Below are 17,634 nucleotides of genomic sequence, written 5' to 3'. Positions count from 1 at the left end.
GACCCTAACCAGCTTAGCGAGTCTAATATGTGCCCATTCTGGTCAACCTCCTTTATTTTTCCTAGCTTTATCGGAAACTCCGTCTTGAGAGGTATCCATGGCTACCACTGATTTCAAAGACTATTACAACATCCTGGGAGTCAGTAAAACCGCAACGCCAGAGGAAATCAAGAAAGCCTATCGTAAACTGGCACGCAAGTATCACCCAGACTTAAATCCTGGTGATCAAGAGGCAGAAGCTCGCTTCAAAGAGATCAACGAAGCCCACGAAGTGCTTTCTGATCCAGAAAAGCGACAGAAATACGACCAGTTTGGGCAATATTGGAAGCAAGCTGCTGCGGGGGCACCGCCGACTGGTGGGGCTGGCTTCGAGGGCATGGACTTCGGGCAATATGGCAGTTTTGATGATTTCATCAACGAATTGCTGGGACGCTTCGGGCGCGGCGGGGGTACTGCTCGGCGAGTCTACACGCACCGGACAACGACAAGACCCCAGGGCTTTGGCAACTATACTGACTTTGGTGACGACCCCTTTAGTCGCTTCACCGAAATGCCCGCTCAGGATACCGAAGCCGCGATCGCCCTCACCTTTTCTGAAGCCTTTCACGGCACCCAAAAACGGTTACAAATCGGGGATGAAACTGTTACCGTTCGCATTCCAGCTGGGGTAAAGTCAGGTAGCCGCATTCGGGTAAAGGGCAAGGGCCAAATCAGTCCCTTCAGTCAGCAGCGGGGAGATTTGTATCTCACCATTGAGTTACTGCCTCATTCTTTCTACAGATTTGAAGGAAATAATTTAATTTGTGAAATCCCGATCAGTCCCGTAGAAGCCGTACTCGGTGCCCAAATCGAAGTGCCAACGCCCGACGGCAAGGTGACCATGACCCTTCCCTCCGGAGTCGATTCGGGACAAACATTGAGACTACGCGACAAAGGCTGGCGTGATTCGAAAGGCAACCGGACGGATTTGTTGGTACGGCTGAAGATTGTCACCCCGAAGGAACTGAGCGTGCAGGAAAGAGAATGCTATGAAAAGTTGCAGCAGGTTAGCAGTTTTAACCCTCGACGGGCGATCGCGGAGGTGCATCTATGACTACTAGTATGGGGCTTTCACGAGTGGTTTGGTCTAATGCGGGCGATCGCCTCTACAGCTTTGAGCAAGCCGCTTACTTTACCCAAACTTCAGTGTCGCTGCTTGAGCAATTTGTGACCTTAGGTCTGGTGGAACCGACAGGCACCATGCTGCGCCGCCAGGATCTCGTTCGTATAGTGCAGATTCAACGCCTGCGCCGCGATTTGGGACTGAATTTAGTAGGTGCTGCGATGGTGCTAGACATGGCAGCCGAAATTGCACAACTTAAGGCACAACTGCGTGCTTATCAACAGAGTTGAAAACTAGTAACTAGTGGGCTGGTTGTTAAACATCAAAACACTGACTTGAATTAACGAATTGAACCATGAAACTAAGTCGCAACATTCTTCAACAAATATTAGAAATAGCAGCTGAAAAGGGAGAAGCTGGGTTTGAGGAAAAAGACATTTCCCATTTGTTCGGAGATGAATATGACTTGGTGTTCCACCTGGATTACCTGAATGAAAAAGGCTTGATCACTGGAGAATTTACCCCAGGAGCCTACGCCGCCTTTGCAATCGTGCCTGAACCAATTCACTTCATCCGCGGCAAAATCACAACTAAAGGACAACAGTATTTGCAAGGGCTGCGACAATCGGATGAAGCTGTTACGAAAGGCTAAGAAGGCTTGTAGGTAGGATTCTGTCACCGTCTGGAGGATTCAAATATGCAACCAACTAACCCCAATCAATTTACTGAAAAAGCCTGGGAAGCGATCGTTCGGACGCCAGAAATCGCCAAACAATTTCAACACCAGCAAATTGAAAGTGAACATTTGATGCGGAGTCTTCTGGAACAGGAAGGACTGGCCAGTTCTATTTTTAATAAAATTGGGGTGAATGTTCAGACGTTGCGCGATCGCACCAATGACTTTATCAACCGTCAGCCCAAAGTATCGGGTGGCAGTAGCGGCTCTGTTTATTTGGGGCGCAGCCTGGATACATTACTGGATCGGGCAGAACAGTATCGTAAAGACTTTGGTGATGAGTATATTTCGATTGAGCATTTAGTGCTGGCGTTTGCCAAGGACGATCGCTTTGGTAAAACGTTATTCCAGGCATTGGGGCTAAACGAACAAAAACTGCATACCACGATTGAACAAATTAGAGGGAGTCAAAAAGTGACCGATCAAAATCCGGAAGGCAAGTATGAATCCCTAGAAAAATATGGAAGGGATTTAACTAAACTGGCACGAGAAGGGAAACTCGATCCGGTAATCGGACGGGATGATGAGATTCGTCGCACAATTCAAATCCTGTCTCGCCGTACTAAGAATAATCCTGTGCTGATTGGTGAACCGGGTGTGGGTAAAACAGCCATTGTGGAAGGACTGGCGCAGCGAATTATTAGCGGCGATGTGCCGGAATCGTTGCGCGATCGCACCTTGATCGCTCTGGATATGGGTGCTTTAATTGCAGGAGCCAAGTACCGAGGAGAGTTTGAAGAACGACTGAAAGCTGTGCTTAAAGAAGTCCAGGAAGCACAGGGAAATATCATTCTCTTTATTGACGAAATTCACACTGTCGTTGGGGCTGGTGCCACCCAAGGGGCAATGGATGCAGGGAATTTGCTCAAGCCTCTACTGGCACGGGGTGAACTACGCTGCATTGGTGCAACGACGCTAGATGAATATCGCAAATACATTGAAAAAGATGCAGCATTAGAGCGGCGCTTCCAGCAAGTCTATGTTGATCAACCCAGCATTGAAGATACTATTTCCATTCTGCGGGGACTGAAAGAACGCTATGAAGTGCATCATGGCGTAAAAATTTCTGATAGTGCTCTGGTTGCTGCTGCGGTGCTGTCTACTCGCTACATTAGCGATCGCTTTCTGCCTGATAAAGCCATTGATTTGGTCGATGAAGCGGCTGCCAAGCTGAAGATGGAAATCACCTCAAAACCAGAAGAACTGGACGAAATTGATCGCAAGATTTTGCAGCTAGAAATGGAGCGATTATCCTTGCAGAAGGAAACCGATAGTGCTTCTAAGGAACGTTTAGAACGATTGGAAAAAGAACTATCGGATCTCAAGGAACAACAATCCGCGTTGAATGCCCAATGGCAAGCAGAAAAAGAAATCATCGATCAAATCCAAAAACTCAAAGAAGAGATTGATCGCGTCAACATTGAAATTCAGCAGGCAGAACGAGATTATGATCTCAATCGAGCCGCAGAGTTGAAGTATGGTAAGCTCACCGATTTACAGCGACAGCTAGAAGCTGCCGAAGCCCGTTTAGCGGAAACTCAAACCAGCGGCAAATCTATGCTGCGGGAAGAAGTCACCGAAGCGGATATTGCCGAAATTATTTCCAAATGGACAGGCATTCCGGTAAGTAAACTGGTGGAATCCGAGATGCAAAAACTCCTGCATCTGGAAGAGGAATTACACAAGCGCGTTATTGGGCAGGAGGAAGCTGTCACCGCCGTTGCCGACGCGATTCAGCGTTCCCGTGCCGGACTTGCCGATCCCAATCGCCCGATTGCCAGCTTCATCTTCTTGGGGCCAACTGGGGTGGGTAAAACAGAGTTAGCAAAGGCTCTAGCAGCCTATTTGTTTGATACGGAAGAGGCGATGGTGCGGATCGATATGTCCGAGTACATGGAGAAACATACGGTTTCTCGGTTGATTGGTGCGCCTCCGGGTTATGTGGGGTATGACGAAGGTGGACAACTTACCGAAGCCATTCGTCGTCGTCCCTACGCGGTGATTCTCTTCGATGAGATTGAGAAAGCCCATCCTGATGTATTTAACGTCATGCTACAAATTCTGGATGATGGTCGTCTGACCGATGCCCAAGGACGGACAGTTGATTTCAAAAATACGGTCGTGATCATGACCAGCAATATTGGCTCACAATACATTTTGGATCTGGCGGGTGATGATAGTAAGTATGAAGAAATGCGCGATCGCGTGATGGAATCGATGCGAGCCAGTTTCCGTCCAGAATTTCTTAACCGGATTGACGAAATTATTATCTTCCACAGCCTGCGACCGGAGCAGTTGCGCGAAATTGTAAAACTGCAAGTTCAGCGCCTAGAACAACGACTCATTGAACGCAAACTGGCTTTGAAACTTTCTGATGAAGCCCTCGACTGGTTGGCTCAGGTTGGCTACGATCCGGTTTATGGAGCACGTCCACTGAAGCGAGCCATTCAACGGGAACTGGAAACGCCCATTGCTAAGGCAATTTTGCGCGGAGAATTCCACGAAGGCGACACCATTTACGTTGGTATGGAAAATGAACGACTGGTCTTTAAGCGTTTGTCCCCTGAACTCCTCAGTGCTTCATAGCATTATCTACACCAGTATACTCAATTTCATACAACCCCAGGAGGAATCCGATCATGACGAACAATCTGGAATCATCCACTTCCATGACTATTAGCCCAGAAACCGATGCTCTGGTTGAACAAGAAATGGCAGGACAAAATGCGGACATCAAGCAAGAAACCAAGGCTTTGATCGAAGCGATCAAAAAACGCGCTCAGTCTGAAATTCAAGCTGCTCAAGAATTGACTCGTGAAGCCTATTTAGCGGCTGTGCGACGTGCCAGAGAAGCCATTGAAGAAACGAAATTGATTGATCCGGATCGCCTTGAACAATCAGTGCAGTTGATTCAGCAAGAAGCACAGAAAAATTGGCAGTCTATTGCTGATGAAATTCAACATTTGGGCGATCGCCTGTCCGAAGCCGCCAAAACTGCATGGGCGGTTCTCACTCAGGCGGAGTCTGACACTCATCATTCGGATTCTTGATTTCCTTTATTACTAACTCAATTACTCTCTCAAGCACTGATTAAGTTATTTTAGATTCTCTCGCTGAGAGGATGGGTAGTGGCATGATTGCAGAAATTGGCAAAACATTAGTGGCCGTCGGGGCAGGCGTTTTGTTGTTGGGAGGCTTGCTCTGGCTGAGCAGTGGAACGTTTAAGCATTTTCCAATCGGTCGTTTGCCAGGAGATATCCTGATCCAAAATGAACACATTACCTTTTATTTTCCCTTGGCAACGTCTATTTTGCTAAGCATTGTCTTGAGTTTACTGATCTGGATATGGCAGTCTGTCATACGTTAACAACCTTTTTAATTTGGGACAAAATTTAATAATTCAGACTTGCTCTCTAGATAAAGGAAAGATTTATGCTCAGTCAACAACAAGTAAGTGATTTAACGAGTTTCATCAGTGAGCTGGAAACTCCCACTTTGTCTATTTATACAGACATTAATCCTGCTAAACCAGAAAATAGCCGCAAAGCATGGCTATTACGAGTCAAAAATAGCTTGAAGGAGTTTACAGAACTGTCAGATGAACTCAAACAAAAAGTTTTTAACCTCCTAGAACAAGAACGCCCGAAGGCACGAACGCTAATTATGTTTGCGAATGATCAACTCATAGAAAGGATTGATTTGCAGGTTGATCTGCCAATAGTTGATTTAGCTCACGGCCAAGTCGAAGCTCGTTGGGGTAAACCGTATGTTACTCCGCTTTTATATGCCCTAGATGAATATGAACGTACAGGTGTTGTATTTCTAGATCAGAAAAAGTGGCGTTTTTTTGAGATCTATTTAAATGAAATAGAAGAAATTGATCGTGCGTTTGTTGATATTAATTCTGAGCAGTGGCGGCAGCTTTCTCTAGACAGTGTTGATCGCTACTATCCTGGTAAAGGAGCTTCACGAGGTGGTGCAGATTTTGATCGATTTGCGAGACGATTAGAGGGTTGGACATATCGACTTTACAAACAACTAATTCAGCATATTAACCAGCAAGTTCGGGAGCGCAGCCTTGATCGGCTAATACTAGCTGGCACAAATGAAACAACGCATTTTTTTAGGGAGATCTTGCCAAAGGTACTACGTGACAAAGTTGTCCGCTGTATTCCTTGTCCCCCCCAAGCAGATGTAAACTTGTCTGAGATTTTAAATAAGGTCACGCCAGTTATCAGAGATATTGAGCGGCAGTCTGAATTTGCTCTCCTTGCTCGCGTGCGAGAAGCAGGGATATGGGGAATGGAAAAAGTTTTGGAGTCCTTGCAAATGGGGCAGTTATACGCCATTATTCTTCCCTGGCAACTTAATGGAACGCTTTGGCAATGTTCAAATGGATGGCTATCACTCACTCCAATAGAAGGGAACGCTTTATTTCCAGACGAATCCATCTTTGAAGTTAAGTTAAAAGATGTTTTGCCTGAAGTTGCTATCGACTATGGTACACGCTTAGAATTTGTATCTGAAGAAACAGAACAGTTGCTTAAGCAAGACTTTGATGGAATTGCCGGTTTGTTGCGATGGTAAGCATATGAACGAGGGCGATAGCAGGAAGAAATTGGCGTATCTAATGAATGCATTCAGAGGATGATCATGACACGAATTCATTCAGGCAATGCTGGCAATCCTGGTTTCACCGAGAAACCATTGTCAGAAAACTGGAGTTTATTCAAGATTTAGTCTGCGCAGACAGACTTCGTTCGTGTAGCCGCGAATTTTATTCGCTAAGGCTTGGTGCCAGATCTGATGATCTCACAACCCTTAATGTATTTAAAGTCTTATCAGCACAACCACTAATAAAGCCTCCTTGTGCCTGAATCTGCTGAAGGTAGTCTAAAGCCTGTGAAGTGATAAGTTCCCCAGGCATCAAAACCGGAATTCCTGGCGGGTAAGGACAAATTAATTCTGCACAAATGCGATCGCTTGCTTGAGCTATCGGTACACTCTCACTTACCGCAAAATATGCTTGGCGCGGCGAAATTTGTATATAATATTCCATTTTACAAAACAGATTCTCCCATAAAGGCTTTTTATAAGTCAAGTTTTCTTTTTGATATCTTTGAGATACCAATTTGAAGGCTGATACTAACTTTTCGATATCTGCTTGCGTGTTGCCCAGTGAAATAATAAATGTGAGATGTTGCAATGATGCCAACTCTGCTGTAATGCCGAGTTCTTGGTGTAAGATTTCATCCGCCTCAAAACCTGTTAAGCCTAACCCTGAAACTGTTACCGTCAACCGCGTCGGATCGAGAGTGCAAAAACCTGGAGTAGATTTGCATTCTAAAACCGATAACCCAGAAATTTGATGAATTTGGGTTCGTGCTGCGGCGGCAAGCTGTAAGGTGCGTGACATCAGGTATTTTCCATGCAATGCCATTTGTTGTCGTGCGGCATCGAGCGAAGCAAGAAGTAAATAACTAGGACTTGTCGATTGCAACAGTTGCAAGGATTTACTAATGCGATCGCGATCTACCTTATTACTTTGGACATGAAGCATCGAAGCTTGCGTCATCGCTCCAAGAACTTTGTGCGTTGATTGCACCGTTAAATCTGCGCCCGCTGCCAATGCAGATATAGGTAAATCGGGATGAAAGGCAAAATGTGCGCCGTGGGCTTCGTCTACTAGTAAAGGAATGTTGTGCTTATGAGTAAGAGATGCGATCGCCCTAATATCGCCACACGCACCGTAATACGTCGGGTAAACGATCATTACCGCTTTCGCATCGGGATGCTGTTTCAGCGCGGTTGCTACACCTTCTAAAGTCACACTATGTGCGATATCGAGTTCTGCGTCATATTCTGGATTCAAAAAAACAGGAACTGCACCAGAAAGGATTAAGCCTGCGATACAAGAGGAGTGGGCGTTACGCGGCAGGATAATTTTATCTCCAGCACGACAAGTTGCTAAAATTGCGGCTTCGACTCCACAAGTGGAACCGTTAACTAAAAACCAAGTTTGTTCCGCACCGAAAGCATCTGCTGCTAAGTGTTGGGCTTCTTGAATCACACCTTCAGGCGCAAACAAATTATCTAATTCGGGAAGTTCTGGTAGATCAAATTTAAATGGACTTGAACTCAAATCACTAGCTAATTGCGAGGAAATACCTTGTCCTCGTTTGTGTCCTGGCGTGTAGAAAGCTGTATGGTTTTTGTTAGCACATTCGCGTAAAGCATCTAATATTGGTAAATTTCTTTGGTGTTGCTCAGGAAAATGCATAGAATAAAACGTTGATTTAAAATAGAAATCATTTTATATAGTTACCGAAGAAAAGCAGAGGGCAGGAGGTAGAAGGAAAGACTTTATTTTTCCTCTGCCAAAAGGGTCAAAAATCCCTAAATTTATTTATGAAAAAAAGATGTCTTTTGAGACGCATAGCGCAAAAAAAATACAATATCCTTATTAAATCCCCTAAACTAAATTCATTTAAGGAGATTCATAAAAACCTCCTGCCTCCTTAAGATAAATCACAATTTCCCTCTGCATCGCTGCTCGGCTATTTGTTTGTAGCAACTTTGAGGTAAAACAATGTTGAGCGATCGCACTAAGTCTAAATATCTAGATAGATGTAGTAGATAGCAGTTTTTGTCTAGAGTGGTAAGGTCAAGTCGATTTATTTGCAATGATTAGTCCCAATCCTAACCCTTTACCACAGCCAGAAATTCCGGCACCAGTTCCCAATCCTTTACCAGATCCTGCACCACCTACACCTGCACCACAACCAGTACCAAGTCCTATCCCTCAGCCTACACCAGGACCTGCACCGCAGCCAGTACCTGCCCCAATTCCCCAACCAATTCCTGAGCCAGTATAAGTATTATTTTAGATTCAGAGTGAGAGCTACTTTTTGTCTCCTCAGTTCTGGTAAGTGTAAAAGTCAGGTTAAACTTGGATGTTACATAATAGTTTTGAGAGGATTGCTGTAGGATAGCCAATCTTCGTTAAACTAGTTAAACTGACCGTTCACCTGCAAGAATTATATGCTCAGAGCCGGAATAGTAGGGCTACCCAACGTTGGTAAATCGACTTTGTTTAATGCTTTGGTTGCAAATGCCAAGGCAGAAGCTGCTAATTTCCCTTTCTGTACAATTGAACCGAATGTAGGTGTCGTTGCAGTTCCCGATGAACGGTTACAAGTTCTCGGAGAAATTTCCAATTCAGCGCAAATTGTACCAGCGCGAGTCGAGTTTGTTGATATTGCGGGTTTGGTTAAAGGTGCAAGCCAAGGCGAAGGTTTAGGCAATCAGTTTCTTTCACACATTCGCGAAGTCGATGCGATCGTTCATGTCGTGCGTTGTTTTGAAAACGACGATATTATTCACGTGGCGGGTTCGGTCGATCCCAAGCGAGATATTGAAATTATTAACTTAGAGCTAGCGTTAGCAGATTTAGCTCAAATCGAACGACGAATTGAACGTACGAAAAAGCAAGCCCGTACCAGTAAAGATGCCCAGTTTGAAGTTAGCGTTTTGGAAACATTAAGCGCTGCATTAAACGAAGGTAAATCAGTAAGACAAATCAATTTAACCGAAGAAGAAGCTGCAACAATTAAAGGTCTCGGCTTACTAAGTGGTAAACCGATTATTTACGCAGCAAATGTGTCGGAAGAAGACTTAGCAGCGGGTAACGAATATGTCGAACAAGTGCGACAAATTGCTTCTCAAGAAAACGCCCAAGTCGTAATCGTTTCTGCGCAAGTTGAAGCTGAGTTAGTAGAATTACCCGAAGAAGATAAAGCCGAGTTTCTCTCTTCGTTAGGCGTTGAGGAAGGCGGACTAAAATCACTGATTCGCGCGACGTATGAACTTTTAGGATTGCGTACCTATTTTACATCAGGACCTAAAGAAACTCGTGCATGGACAATTCATGCAGGAATGTCTGCACCGCAAGCCGCTGGTGTGATTCACTCGGACTTTGAACGCGGATTCATTCGCGCGGAGACGGTTGCTTACAAAGATTTAGTCGCGACTGGATCGATGAATGCAGCTAAAGAAAAAGGCTTAGTTAGAAGTGAAGGAAAAGAGTATGTTGTCCAAGAAGGCGATGTAATGCTATTTCGATTTAATGTGTAATATAGTACTAAGAAATCAATAGATATTAGGTGCTCTGCAACGTTTTTCAGCGCTACACCAATAAGTGTGCATAGCAGTAATAGAGTTTATCTGTCTAGCTGCGATCGCTCTTCTCCAATGTATTTTCGCTACCATTATCGCTTAATGATGCAGCAGAAACAGTAGTACTCATTGACTCGATTTTGTCTAAGTAATTTCTACTATATTCAGTTATCCTTACTTGTTCTTTGAAATCTCCACGTTCTGGCATATGAGAAATTGTTTTTCCAGGTATATTCTCAATAAAGCCTAGTGTGCGTAGATGTCTAAGCTCACGTTCAAATGATGGTTGTCTTTTATATATAAAGGGAGCATCGCTTGCTAGCTTACGCAAATGCTTTAATTCATAGTCATTAAGTAAGTTTTGACTAAGCTGCTGAGTTTTGCTTCTACTCGCAGCGAGTTGTGATTCTATCTAGGTTAAGCGCTGGAGTATATTGGTCACGGCTTCGATGTTAGCTTTATTGGTTTCAATATTGTCTCTTTGATTTTTTTGTTCAGCTTGAATTTGATCGAGTTCAAAAGTTATTCCATCTTTATTAATTCCGAGTTTTCTAAGACGTTCGATTAATTCGGAATTAATTAATAAGATAATTGTAAAAATAATTATCTCGGTTAGTTAAAATCTTGTGCGTACCCAACCGAAAGGAATCGCTAGCAAGTAGAAAAGACTAAAGTAAGTCACACAGACTAATAGAAAAGAATCCCACTTACTTTGATTGATGAATCGTCGCATCTTTATCATCGCTGTTTCACTAAGAGGAATTGAATATTAGGGTGTAAAAGATGGATACAGCACTCATCAAGAACATTCCAGAAAAATGTCAGGAAATATTTCGTGCCAAATTAATATTTTCCTTAGTTACCCGAATACATTCAAAAGCGCCAACGATGACAATCCAATTTGACACCGAAATTGCTAAGATGCAGATTTTCTTGGTCTTTTTGAAAGTATGTCTTCGGATACGGGGTTCAAATGCTCTAGCAAGCGTCCTTCCGTTTTTGCTTTTTTACAGTTAGTTCGTTGACTCCAAACTTAGCCGAACGTTGCTGAACATTTGTACTACTTAATCGTTGCGCAGCTTTTTCTTTCGAGAATCGCGATCGCTTGATCAATCTTTGTACTAACGTCTGCGTCATCATTCTTCATCATTTACGAAGTGCTACTTTGTTTTAGCACTCAAAAATAGTGTTTAAATATTCGACAATAATGGTTTTTAATGGTAGCTATAGATTGTCTTAATGCTGGCAGTGGTGTGATGCAAGTTGGTTGAAATTGCACTCATAAGCTTTTTCCTATTCAAAATTGGTACAGGCGCGTGAATGTAAATGTGTCTACTTCAATAGAAATCATTGGGCGTTCGGCTCAATTTCAACAGATTGTGGAAGTTCTCGCCCGCGATGGAGATCTCTTGATTGCGGGAGTACCAGGGTGTGGAAGACGGACTTTAACACGAACCGCAGCTTTAGAAGTAGGCGCGATCGCTTTAGAAGTAGATTGCATCCGCGCGATCACAGCAAGGCAATTCATTCAATTACTCGCAGAAGCAATTAGTCAAAACTTTGACTCAACGTTGCTGCAAACGTGGATTGACACAATTGCCAAAGATTTGTTTACAGTTCACATCGCCGACAACAGCACTCACCTGAAACTCGCACCTGCGGTAACACCAAAACAACTATGGCAAGCTTTTGAAAGATTAATTCAGCTACCGCAACTTTTAGCCGAAGTTGTCAATAAACGCATTGTGCTGATTTTACAGAGTTTTCCGCACCTCCGCTCGTGGGATCGCAATAGTGAATGGGAAAACACGCTCAGACGAGAAATTAAGCTACAGACACGAGTCAGCTACGTACTCATTGCTACAATTGCAGAAATTATGCATACTGAAGATTACCCGCTAGAAGTTGTCGAACTCACGCCTTTAGCAGATGATGTGTTGGCAGTATGGGCAAGAGAAATTTTACATACCCAGGGGCTAATATTCGATTCGCGATCGCCTGCGATCAACATTTTCATTGATGCGGTTCAAGGACACATTGGCGATGCGATGACACTGATTCGTCGCCTTGTCAGCCGTCGTACCGATGGATTTATTCGCGATGAACAAGTACATCAAGCAATTCAAGGGTTATTACAAGATTTGTCAATTACCTTTGAATCATTAATCATGCTTTTACCTGCGAGTCAAGTGCAACTATTAGAATGTCTTGCTTTAGACCCCACAAGTAAACCACAAAGCCGCGAATATATTCAAAAACACGGGCTTTCGCGTGGCGGAAGTTTACAAGGCGCCTTAATAGGATTACAGCAGAAAGGCTTGATCTACAGTGCTGAGCAAAATTATCGTCTGGCGCTACCTTTTTTCGCTTTATGGCTGCGCCAACGTTTAAGCAGCGGTTCTAATACATGATGTTTGCCTTGGCAGTCATAGTTAAGATTAGTATATTAAGTCCTTAGACAAAATTAATTAAATCATTCTTGTCCTGTTCCCTATTTCCACGACTGGCAGTTTTATACAACTACATATGACTAACAGTAATAATCGTCTCGATCAAATAGAAGCACTGCTTGCAGAAACAGCCCAACTTACTCGCTCTAATGCTTTAGCTATTCAAGCTTTGACTGACGATCTCGTCACCTTTAAGTTAACAGTAGAACAAAATATAGAAAATGCTCGCACTGAAAGGGAGGAATTGCGGCAAGCAACAATTGGTATTGCTAACCTTTTGGCATCTCTAGATGAAGATCGACCTACATTGCGAAAGCTAAACACTATTGAGAATAAACTAGACCGACTTTTGCAACGAGAGAACGGCGATCGCGCGTAGTAAAATACCTCATTAGCCCTTTTAGCAATTAGCAATTAACTAACAGATACGAGTTCTTGCCGCTTTGCTTGTTTAATTGTACTAAGTTGTGTTTGTAATTGCTCTCGCACTTGATAGCGATAGTGGAAGAAGTGTTCGCCAGCACATAAGGCAACGAAGTAATCATATAATAGACGAGGTTTTGTGAGTGCGATCGCACCTAATTGCCACCAAAAACGAAATCGCGTCGAATGTAATAATCCTTGTCGCCAACAAAGTGCTGCAAACAATCGTAACTCAGTTATTGTGATAGGACGATTGGTCTTACCCCGCCAACCATTCATCATGCGGAAGTGATGAAACGTGCGTTTTAAGTAGGGCATTGGTTCATAAATATGGCAGAATGCATCGATATACTCTTCTGTCAGTTCTTCTACTGGACGAGTTGGCACAAAATTCATAATTGCACCTTGGTGAACTGGCCCTAACCCAATCACTTAATCGCCCTTCTTTTTGCAGACGATGCCCCATTGCTGTATTTTGCAATGCTTGTAATAGACTAAATAGACACTGAGGAATTCCTGTCTCTTCAATAAATGCTTGAATTCGCTTTCCTGCACCAGGTCGTTCGTTATCAAATCCCACAATAAAACCAGACATAATTTGTAGTCCAGCGCGGGTAATTTTATGGCACGATTCTATCAAATCTTGGCGTGTATTTTGTAATTTATGAATACCAACTAAACTATCTGTATCGGAAGTTTCAATTCCCATAAACACAATTGTAAAACCTGTTTGTACCATGAGTTCAATTAATTCATCTTCTTCAGCTAAATTAACGAAGCTTCGGTTAATAAAATAAAGGGATAATGGTGCGCTTCCATCGAGGGAATTAATGCCTTTAAAAAGACTTTGGCATTCCGCTTATTACCAATAAAATATCATCATCAACAAATACATACCGTCGTTAACCTAAGTCGTAAAGAACTTGAAATTCTTGCAACATTTGCTCTGGGCTTGTTGTGCGGGGCTTGCGTCCATACAAGTTAATAACGTCGCAAATATTCGCACTGGAAAAGACAACCCCGCGAAAACTGGACTGTAATTGCCAAGTAAGCGTCTAAATCTAGCAAGTTGTACCATGCAAAAGGAATGAGTGAAGTGATATATTCCCGCTTAAGAGAGTAATAACCTCAAAGCTACTGCTGTAGATGTCAAAAATTCCTAAAAATTCACCAATATCAATATTTATAAAAATTTATTCATGAAATCTGGCGAGTGGTTAGTAACTAGTAATTAATAAAACCGTTTCTGACCTCTGAACCTTAGGTCTGCGCGAAGCGCGCCTCTGATCTCCTTTACATCTCCTGCATAAGACGTAAGTAATTTTGGCGTAATTGTGCCATATTTTCCATCATTCGGTTGCTTAAATCTTTTTCTACGTTGCTCATTTCGTGCCAAAACTCTGCAGAACGTCGTGCAGCAATGACTTCTTGCCAGAGTATATCCATCAATTCTGCTGCTTGTGGGTTTGTCGCCGCTATTCCCTCACGCAACTGGGAAAATTCTTCATTTGCTTGGGGATGGGTAGAAACTTCTTGCGCTAACTTGAGGCACTGGCGCAGCAGAGTCGTCGGATTTGGGGAAGATTGAGTCATAATTGGAAACTAGTAATTAAAAAGTTACTTACTATAATTTTTGGGCAGTTATTGCGTAAACAATCAACTAAAATCAATGGCTAAGCAGCGCGTTCTATCTGGAGTTCAACCAACTGGTAATTTACACTTAGGGAATTATCTCGGTGCAATTCGCAATTGGGTAGAAGCACAAAGCGAATACGAGAATTTCTTTTGTGTAGTAGATCTACACGCTATTACAGTACCGCATAACCCAGCAACCTTAGCAGCAGATACATATACGATCGCTGCGTTGTATCTTGCCTGTGGCATTGACTTAGAATATGCAAACATCTTTGTTCAATCCCACATTTGCGCCCATAGTGAGTTGACATGGCTACTCAATTGCATTACTCCTTTGAACTGGCTGCAAGATATGATCCAGTTTAAGGAAAAGGCAATTAAACAAGGCGAAAACGTCAATACAGGCTTACTTGATTATCCCGTATTAATGGCAGCAGATATTTTGCTGTATCAAGCAGATAAAGTCCCTGTGGGTGAAGATCAAAAACAACACTTAGAACTAACTCGCGATATCGCAGCGCGGTTCAACTACCAGTTTGCCAGAGAAAATCCAGTACTTAAGTTACCAGATCCACTCATTCGCAAAGAAGGTGCGCGGGTGATGAGTTTGACAGATGGTACGCGCAAAATGTCTAAATCCGATCCGTCAGATGCTAGTCGGATTAACTTGCTTGATACTCCAGAACAAATTCAACAAAAGATTAAGCGCTGTAAAACTGATCCGATCAAGGGTTTAAGGTTTGATGACCCAGAACGCCCAGAATGTCATAATTTGTTAACACTTTATATGCTGCTTTCGGGTAAGTCTAAAGCTGAAGTTGCTGCGGAGTGTCAAGATATGGGCTGGGGACAATTTAAGCCGCTACTCGCAGAAACAGCGATCGCCCACCTCAAGCCCATTCAAGACAAATATCAAGAAATCATGAACGACAAAGGCTATTTAGAGTCAGTATTACGTTCAGGACGAGAAAAAGCCGAAGCGATCGCGATCTCAACCCTGAACAAAGTGAAATCTTCTTTGGGCTATTCTATGCCAGTGTAAGTGCAAGAAAACTATAAAATTTAATTTACACGCTCTAATGCTAAATAATTTAAACGGAACTTCTTTAAACTCATTACGCACAGCCATCATTCGGGGTGACTTTCTAGTTACAGCTGAAGTTGCACCTCCTAAAGGTAGCAATCCCGCGCAGATGGTGCAAATGGCACAACAACTCAAAAGTCGCGTTCATGCAGTGAATATTACTGATGGTAGCAGGGCAGTTTTGCGGATGTCTTCGCTCGCTGCTTCAGTGATATTGTTGCAACACGGGATTGAGCCAATTTGTCAAGTTGCTTGTCGCGATCGCAACCGTATTGGACTGCAAGCAGATCTTATGGGTGCTTATGCTCTGGGCATCCGCAATATTTTAGCGCTCACGGGCGACCCTGTAAAAGCAGGCGATCATGTTGATGCTAAAAGTGTCTTTGACCTCGAATCTATTCGACTCCTCAAATTAATTCATAAAATGAATTCTGGGATAGACTGTTGCGACCAACCTCTCACTGATGGTGCAACAGATTTATTTCCTGGTGCAGCAGTCGATCCACAACTCGCAAGCTGGTCAGGGTTACAAAGTCGATTTGAGCGTAAACTTGAAGCTGGAGCACAGTTTTTCCAAAGTCAACTCATTACAGATTTTGATCGCCTAGAAAAGTTTATGGATCAAATAGCCAATGGTTGTGGTAAACCAATCATGGCAGGGATCTTTTTATTAAAGTCTGCTAAAAATGCGCAATTTATTAATCGTTGTGTTCCTGGTGTAAACATTCCCCAACATATTATCGACCGTTTAGAACAAGCGCAAGATCCTCTCCAAGAAGGAGTCAAAATTGCAGCAGAACAAGTAAAAATTGCTCGCGACTTATGTCAAGGTGTCCATATGATGGCAGTCAAGCGCGAAGACTTAATTCCCCAAATTTTAGATTTAGCTGGAGTTGCACCAGTAAAAAAAGAGCCAGTTATGTCAATGACAACTTAGGTAAAATAGTACAAACTTGTTAAATAAACTGACTTTGATATCGATTGAATTGGCTTAGGCAATACTCGTGGCAATAAGAATTTTACTACACAGTTCTTGGCTTATGCTTTGCTAACTTTAATGCTGATATCAATAAAATCGTGCCCAGAATGAGGTATAGCAATGAAGCTGATACGTACCTCAATAAAATGCTGCCAATAAATGCACCTAAAATTGAACCAACTGCCATAAAACTAATAAATTTTTGCTCTGACTCAATTCCATTTAGCCGTTGCTGACTTCTATACTTAAATAAACCCATCAAAATTGTAGGAATGCTGATTGCCAAACTTAAACTTCCTGCTAATTTAATATCAACAGCAAACACTAAAATAATAGTTGGAATAATTAACTCTCCCCCTGCTACACCTAGCATACTGCTGAAGATGCCAATGATAATTCCTGCTAGAAATCCCAACATAATTTTGAACAAATATGATAGTGGTAAATCTCCAATACTAAAAATGATATCGTGTCCAATTAATACGATACTTAGAAACACTAAAAAACCGACAACAACTCGATTCAAAGCTTTTTCATTGACCTTGGTTGCATAATAAACTCCAACATATGAACCAATTAAAGAGCCTGCCAGAATATTAATGATTATTGCCCAGTTGGCAGTCACATTTTCAAGACCAACAACACGACTACGAAAAATAAATGAAAATGTTACTGCAACCAGGCTCACGATTAGATTAATGATGATCGCTTGGAGAGTACGGTAGTTAAAAAAACTAACAAGGATGGGTAGGCGAAACTCTGCACCTCCTAACCCGATTAATCCACCAAGTACTCCTACTACAGTACCCCAAATAAATGCCCAAAAATTTCTCATTCAAAGTCTCCATATTAGTAAGTTGGTGAAAATCAACGTAACATATACTAATTCGTAATTGATGAAATGCAATAGCGTTAGATTGGATGCAGCAACAACTATTTGTAATTCGTAGTTTGTAATTGATGAAGTCAGATGTAGTTGTATTTGGAAGAATTGGTATTAGGGTTTATTGATTGTTCAACTCTTCACTACAAGTCTTGTGAACAACTGAG

The 17,634-nt window shown here is 42.7% G+C and carries 20 protein-coding genes; 13 read left to right on the top strand and 7 right to left on the bottom strand.

All coding sequences use genetic code 11. The annotated features are described in order from the left end of the window. Positions 1–97 precede the first annotated feature (97 nt). The 7 genes from NIES1031_RS10630 to NIES1031_RS10600 all read left to right on the top strand — a co-directional run bounded on the left by NIES1031_RS10630 (position 98) and on the right by NIES1031_RS10600 (position 6,425). A complete protein-coding gene (locus tag NIES1031_RS10630; protein WP_073549362.1) occupies positions 98–1,093 on the top strand; it encodes a DnaJ C-terminal domain-containing protein in 996 nt (331 codons plus the stop codon). Beyond that, positions 1,090–1,392 (top strand): chaperone modulator CbpM, encoded by a 303-nt coding sequence (locus NIES1031_RS10625; protein ID WP_073549361.1) that lies wholly within the window; start codon positions 1,090–1,092, stop codon positions 1,390–1,392. Before NIES1031_RS10630 ends, NIES1031_RS10625 begins: the two co-directional genes overlap by 4 nt. 65 nt (positions 1,393–1,457) lie before the next feature. Next, positions 1,458–1,754, top strand: coding sequence for a hypothetical protein (locus tag NIES1031_RS10620; protein ID WP_073549360.1), 297 nt, complete (start codon positions 1,458–1,460; stop codon positions 1,752–1,754). A 45-nt stretch (positions 1,755–1,799) separates the two neighbouring features. Beyond that, complete coding sequence (gene clpB, locus NIES1031_RS10615) at positions 1,800–4,424, top strand: ATP-dependent chaperone ClpB (RefSeq protein WP_073549359.1); 2,625 nt, start codon at positions 1,800–1,802, stop codon at positions 4,422–4,424. Between the two features lie 53 nt (positions 4,425–4,477). After that, entirely contained in the window at positions 4,478–4,888 is a 411-nt protein-coding gene (locus NIES1031_RS10610; RefSeq protein ID WP_073549358.1) for a hypothetical protein, read from the top strand. 83 nt (positions 4,889–4,971) lie between these two features. Then, positions 4,972–5,205, top strand: coding sequence for a DUF2905 domain-containing protein (locus tag NIES1031_RS10605; protein WP_073549409.1), 234 nt, complete (start codon positions 4,972–4,974; stop codon positions 5,203–5,205). 65 nt (positions 5,206–5,270) lie between these two features. Beyond that, entirely contained in the window at positions 5,271–6,425 is a 1,155-nt protein-coding gene (locus NIES1031_RS10600; RefSeq protein WP_073549357.1) for a VLRF1 family aeRF1-type release factor, read from the top strand. A 190-nt stretch (positions 6,426–6,615) separates the two neighbouring features. On the opposite strand, the gene NIES1031_RS10595 is transcribed toward NIES1031_RS10600, so the two are convergent. Beyond that, complete coding sequence (locus tag NIES1031_RS10595) at positions 6,616–8,118, bottom strand: aminotransferase class I/II-fold pyridoxal phosphate-dependent enzyme (protein WP_073549356.1); 1,503 nt, start codon at positions 8,116–8,118, stop codon at positions 6,616–6,618. Positions 8,119–8,521: 403 nt separating this feature from the next. Here NIES1031_RS10595 and NIES1031_RS10590 point away from each other — a divergent pair, with 403 nt between their 5' ends. Further along, positions 8,522–8,713 (top strand): hypothetical protein, encoded by a 192-nt coding sequence (locus NIES1031_RS10590; protein ID WP_073549355.1) that lies wholly within the window; start codon positions 8,522–8,524, stop codon positions 8,711–8,713. 166 nt (positions 8,714–8,879) lie between these two features. Next, on the top strand, positions 8,880–9,971 hold the full coding sequence (gene ychF, locus NIES1031_RS10585) for a redox-regulated ATPase YchF (protein WP_073549354.1): 1,092 nt from the start codon (positions 8,880–8,882) through the stop codon (positions 9,969–9,971). Positions 9,972–10,065: 94 nt separating this feature from the next. Here ychF and NIES1031_RS23760 read toward each other — a convergent pair whose 3' ends face one another. Both NIES1031_RS23760 and NIES1031_RS24300 read right to left on the bottom strand, forming a co-directional pair. Next, on the bottom strand, positions 10,066–10,344 hold the full coding sequence (locus tag NIES1031_RS23760) for a hypothetical protein (RefSeq protein WP_143167748.1): 279 nt from the start codon (positions 10,342–10,344) through the stop codon (positions 10,066–10,068). 647 nt (positions 10,345–10,991) lie between these two features. Then, complete coding sequence (locus tag NIES1031_RS24300) at positions 10,992–11,153, bottom strand: hypothetical protein (protein WP_178378105.1); 162 nt, start codon at positions 11,151–11,153, stop codon at positions 10,992–10,994. A gap of 188 nt (positions 11,154–11,341) precedes the next feature. Between NIES1031_RS24300 and NIES1031_RS10580 the strand changes: the two genes are divergently transcribed. Both NIES1031_RS10580 and NIES1031_RS10575 read left to right on the top strand, forming a co-directional pair. Continuing rightward, complete coding sequence (locus NIES1031_RS10580; protein WP_236738797.1) at positions 11,342–12,424, top strand: ATP-binding protein; 1,083 nt, start codon at positions 11,342–11,344, stop codon at positions 12,422–12,424. Positions 12,425–12,539: 115 nt separating this feature from the next. After that, positions 12,540–12,842: a hypothetical protein gene (locus NIES1031_RS10575; protein ID WP_073549352.1), complete on the top strand. Its 303-nt coding sequence runs from the start codon at positions 12,540–12,542 to the stop codon at positions 12,840–12,842. Positions 12,843–12,877: 35 nt separating this feature from the next. Here NIES1031_RS10575 and NIES1031_RS25590 read toward each other — a convergent pair whose 3' ends face one another. The 3 genes from NIES1031_RS25590 to NIES1031_RS10565 all read right to left on the bottom strand — a co-directional run bounded on the left by NIES1031_RS25590 (position 12,878) and on the right by NIES1031_RS10565 (position 14,479). After that, positions 12,878–13,282: a DUF4070 domain-containing protein gene (locus tag NIES1031_RS25590; protein ID WP_236738796.1), complete on the bottom strand. Its 405-nt coding sequence runs from the start codon at positions 13,280–13,282 to the stop codon at positions 12,878–12,880. Next, complete coding sequence (locus NIES1031_RS25585) at positions 13,209–13,625, bottom strand: radical SAM protein (protein WP_236738795.1); 417 nt, start codon at positions 13,623–13,625, stop codon at positions 13,209–13,211. Before NIES1031_RS25585 ends, NIES1031_RS25590 begins: the two co-directional genes overlap by 74 nt. A gap of 554 nt (positions 13,626–14,179) precedes the next feature. Continuing rightward, positions 14,180–14,479 carry a hypothetical protein gene (locus NIES1031_RS10565; protein WP_073549351.1) on the bottom strand — a complete coding sequence of 100 codons (300 nt, stop codon included), beginning with the start codon at positions 14,477–14,479 and terminating at the stop codon, positions 14,180–14,182. 76 nt (positions 14,480–14,555) lie between these two features. Between NIES1031_RS10565 and trpS the strand changes: the two genes are divergently transcribed. Then, on the top strand, positions 14,556–15,563 hold the full coding sequence (trpS, locus tag NIES1031_RS10560) for a tryptophan--tRNA ligase (RefSeq protein ID WP_073549350.1): 1,008 nt from the start codon (positions 14,556–14,558) through the stop codon (positions 15,561–15,563). A gap of 37 nt (positions 15,564–15,600) precedes the next feature. Continuing rightward, complete coding sequence (locus NIES1031_RS10555) at positions 15,601–16,542, top strand: methylenetetrahydrofolate reductase (RefSeq protein WP_073549349.1); 942 nt, start codon at positions 15,601–15,603, stop codon at positions 16,540–16,542. An 85-nt stretch (positions 16,543–16,627) separates the two neighbouring features. Here the strand turns inward: NIES1031_RS10555 and NIES1031_RS10550 are convergent, their stop codons facing one another. Continuing rightward, entirely contained in the window at positions 16,628–17,419 is a 792-nt protein-coding gene (locus NIES1031_RS10550) for a sulfite exporter TauE/SafE family protein (RefSeq protein WP_073549348.1), read from the bottom strand. Between the last annotated feature and the right edge of the window lie 215 nt (positions 17,420–17,634).

Origin of the sequence: Chroogloeocystis siderophila 5.2 s.c.1, assembly GCF_001904655.1 — a bacterium.
Lineage (GTDB): Bacteria > Cyanobacteriota > Cyanobacteriia > Cyanobacteriales > Chroococcidiopsidaceae > Chroogloeocystis > Chroogloeocystis siderophila.
Note: the sequence above shows the minus strand (reverse complement) of the source record. Positions and strands in the feature narration are given on the sequence as shown.

Coding starts and splice junctions, on each gene's coding strand:
- NIES1031_RS10595 (WP_073549356.1), bottom strand. CDS start 8,118: ATGCATTTTCCTGAGCAACACCAAAGAAATTTACCAATATTAGATGCT.
- NIES1031_RS10625 (WP_073549361.1), top strand. CDS start 1,090: ATGACTACTAGTATGGGGCTTTCACGAGTGGTTTGGTCTAATGCGGGC.
- NIES1031_RS25585 (WP_236738795.1), bottom strand. CDS start 13,625: ATGGTACAAACAGGTTTTACAATTGTGTTTATGGGAATTGAAACTTCC.
- NIES1031_RS25590 (WP_236738796.1), bottom strand. CDS start 13,282: ATGAATTTTGTGCCAACTCGTCCAGTAGAAGAACTGACAGAAGAGTAT.
- NIES1031_RS10575 (WP_073549352.1), top strand. CDS start 12,540: ATGACTAACAGTAATAATCGTCTCGATCAAATAGAAGCACTGCTTGCA.
- NIES1031_RS24300 (WP_178378105.1), bottom strand. CDS start 11,153: ATGATGACGCAGACGTTAGTACAAAGATTGATCAAGCGATCGCGATTC.
- NIES1031_RS10620 (WP_073549360.1), top strand. CDS start 1,458: ATGAAACTAAGTCGCAACATTCTTCAACAAATATTAGAAATAGCAGCT.
- trpS (WP_073549350.1), top strand. CDS start 14,556: ATGGCTAAGCAGCGCGTTCTATCTGGAGTTCAACCAACTGGTAATTTA.
- NIES1031_RS10565 (WP_073549351.1), bottom strand. CDS start 14,479: ATGACTCAATCTTCCCCAAATCCGACGACTCTGCTGCGCCAGTGCCTC.
- NIES1031_RS10555 (WP_073549349.1), top strand. CDS start 15,601: ATGCTAAATAATTTAAACGGAACTTCTTTAAACTCATTACGCACAGCC.
- NIES1031_RS10610 (WP_073549358.1), top strand. CDS start 4,478: ATGACGAACAATCTGGAATCATCCACTTCCATGACTATTAGCCCAGAA.
- NIES1031_RS10600 (WP_073549357.1), top strand. CDS start 5,271: ATGCTCAGTCAACAACAAGTAAGTGATTTAACGAGTTTCATCAGTGAG.
- NIES1031_RS10630 (WP_073549362.1), top strand. CDS start 98: ATGGCTACCACTGATTTCAAAGACTATTACAACATCCTGGGAGTCAGT.
- NIES1031_RS10605 (WP_073549409.1), top strand. CDS start 4,972: ATGATTGCAGAAATTGGCAAAACATTAGTGGCCGTCGGGGCAGGCGTT.
- NIES1031_RS10550 (WP_073549348.1), bottom strand. CDS start 17,419: ATGAGAAATTTTTGGGCATTTATTTGGGGTACTGTAGTAGGAGTACTT.
- NIES1031_RS10590 (WP_073549355.1), top strand. CDS start 8,522: ATGATTAGTCCCAATCCTAACCCTTTACCACAGCCAGAAATTCCGGCA.
- ychF (WP_073549354.1), top strand. CDS start 8,880: ATGCTCAGAGCCGGAATAGTAGGGCTACCCAACGTTGGTAAATCGACT.
- clpB (WP_073549359.1), top strand. CDS start 1,800: ATGCAACCAACTAACCCCAATCAATTTACTGAAAAAGCCTGGGAAGCG.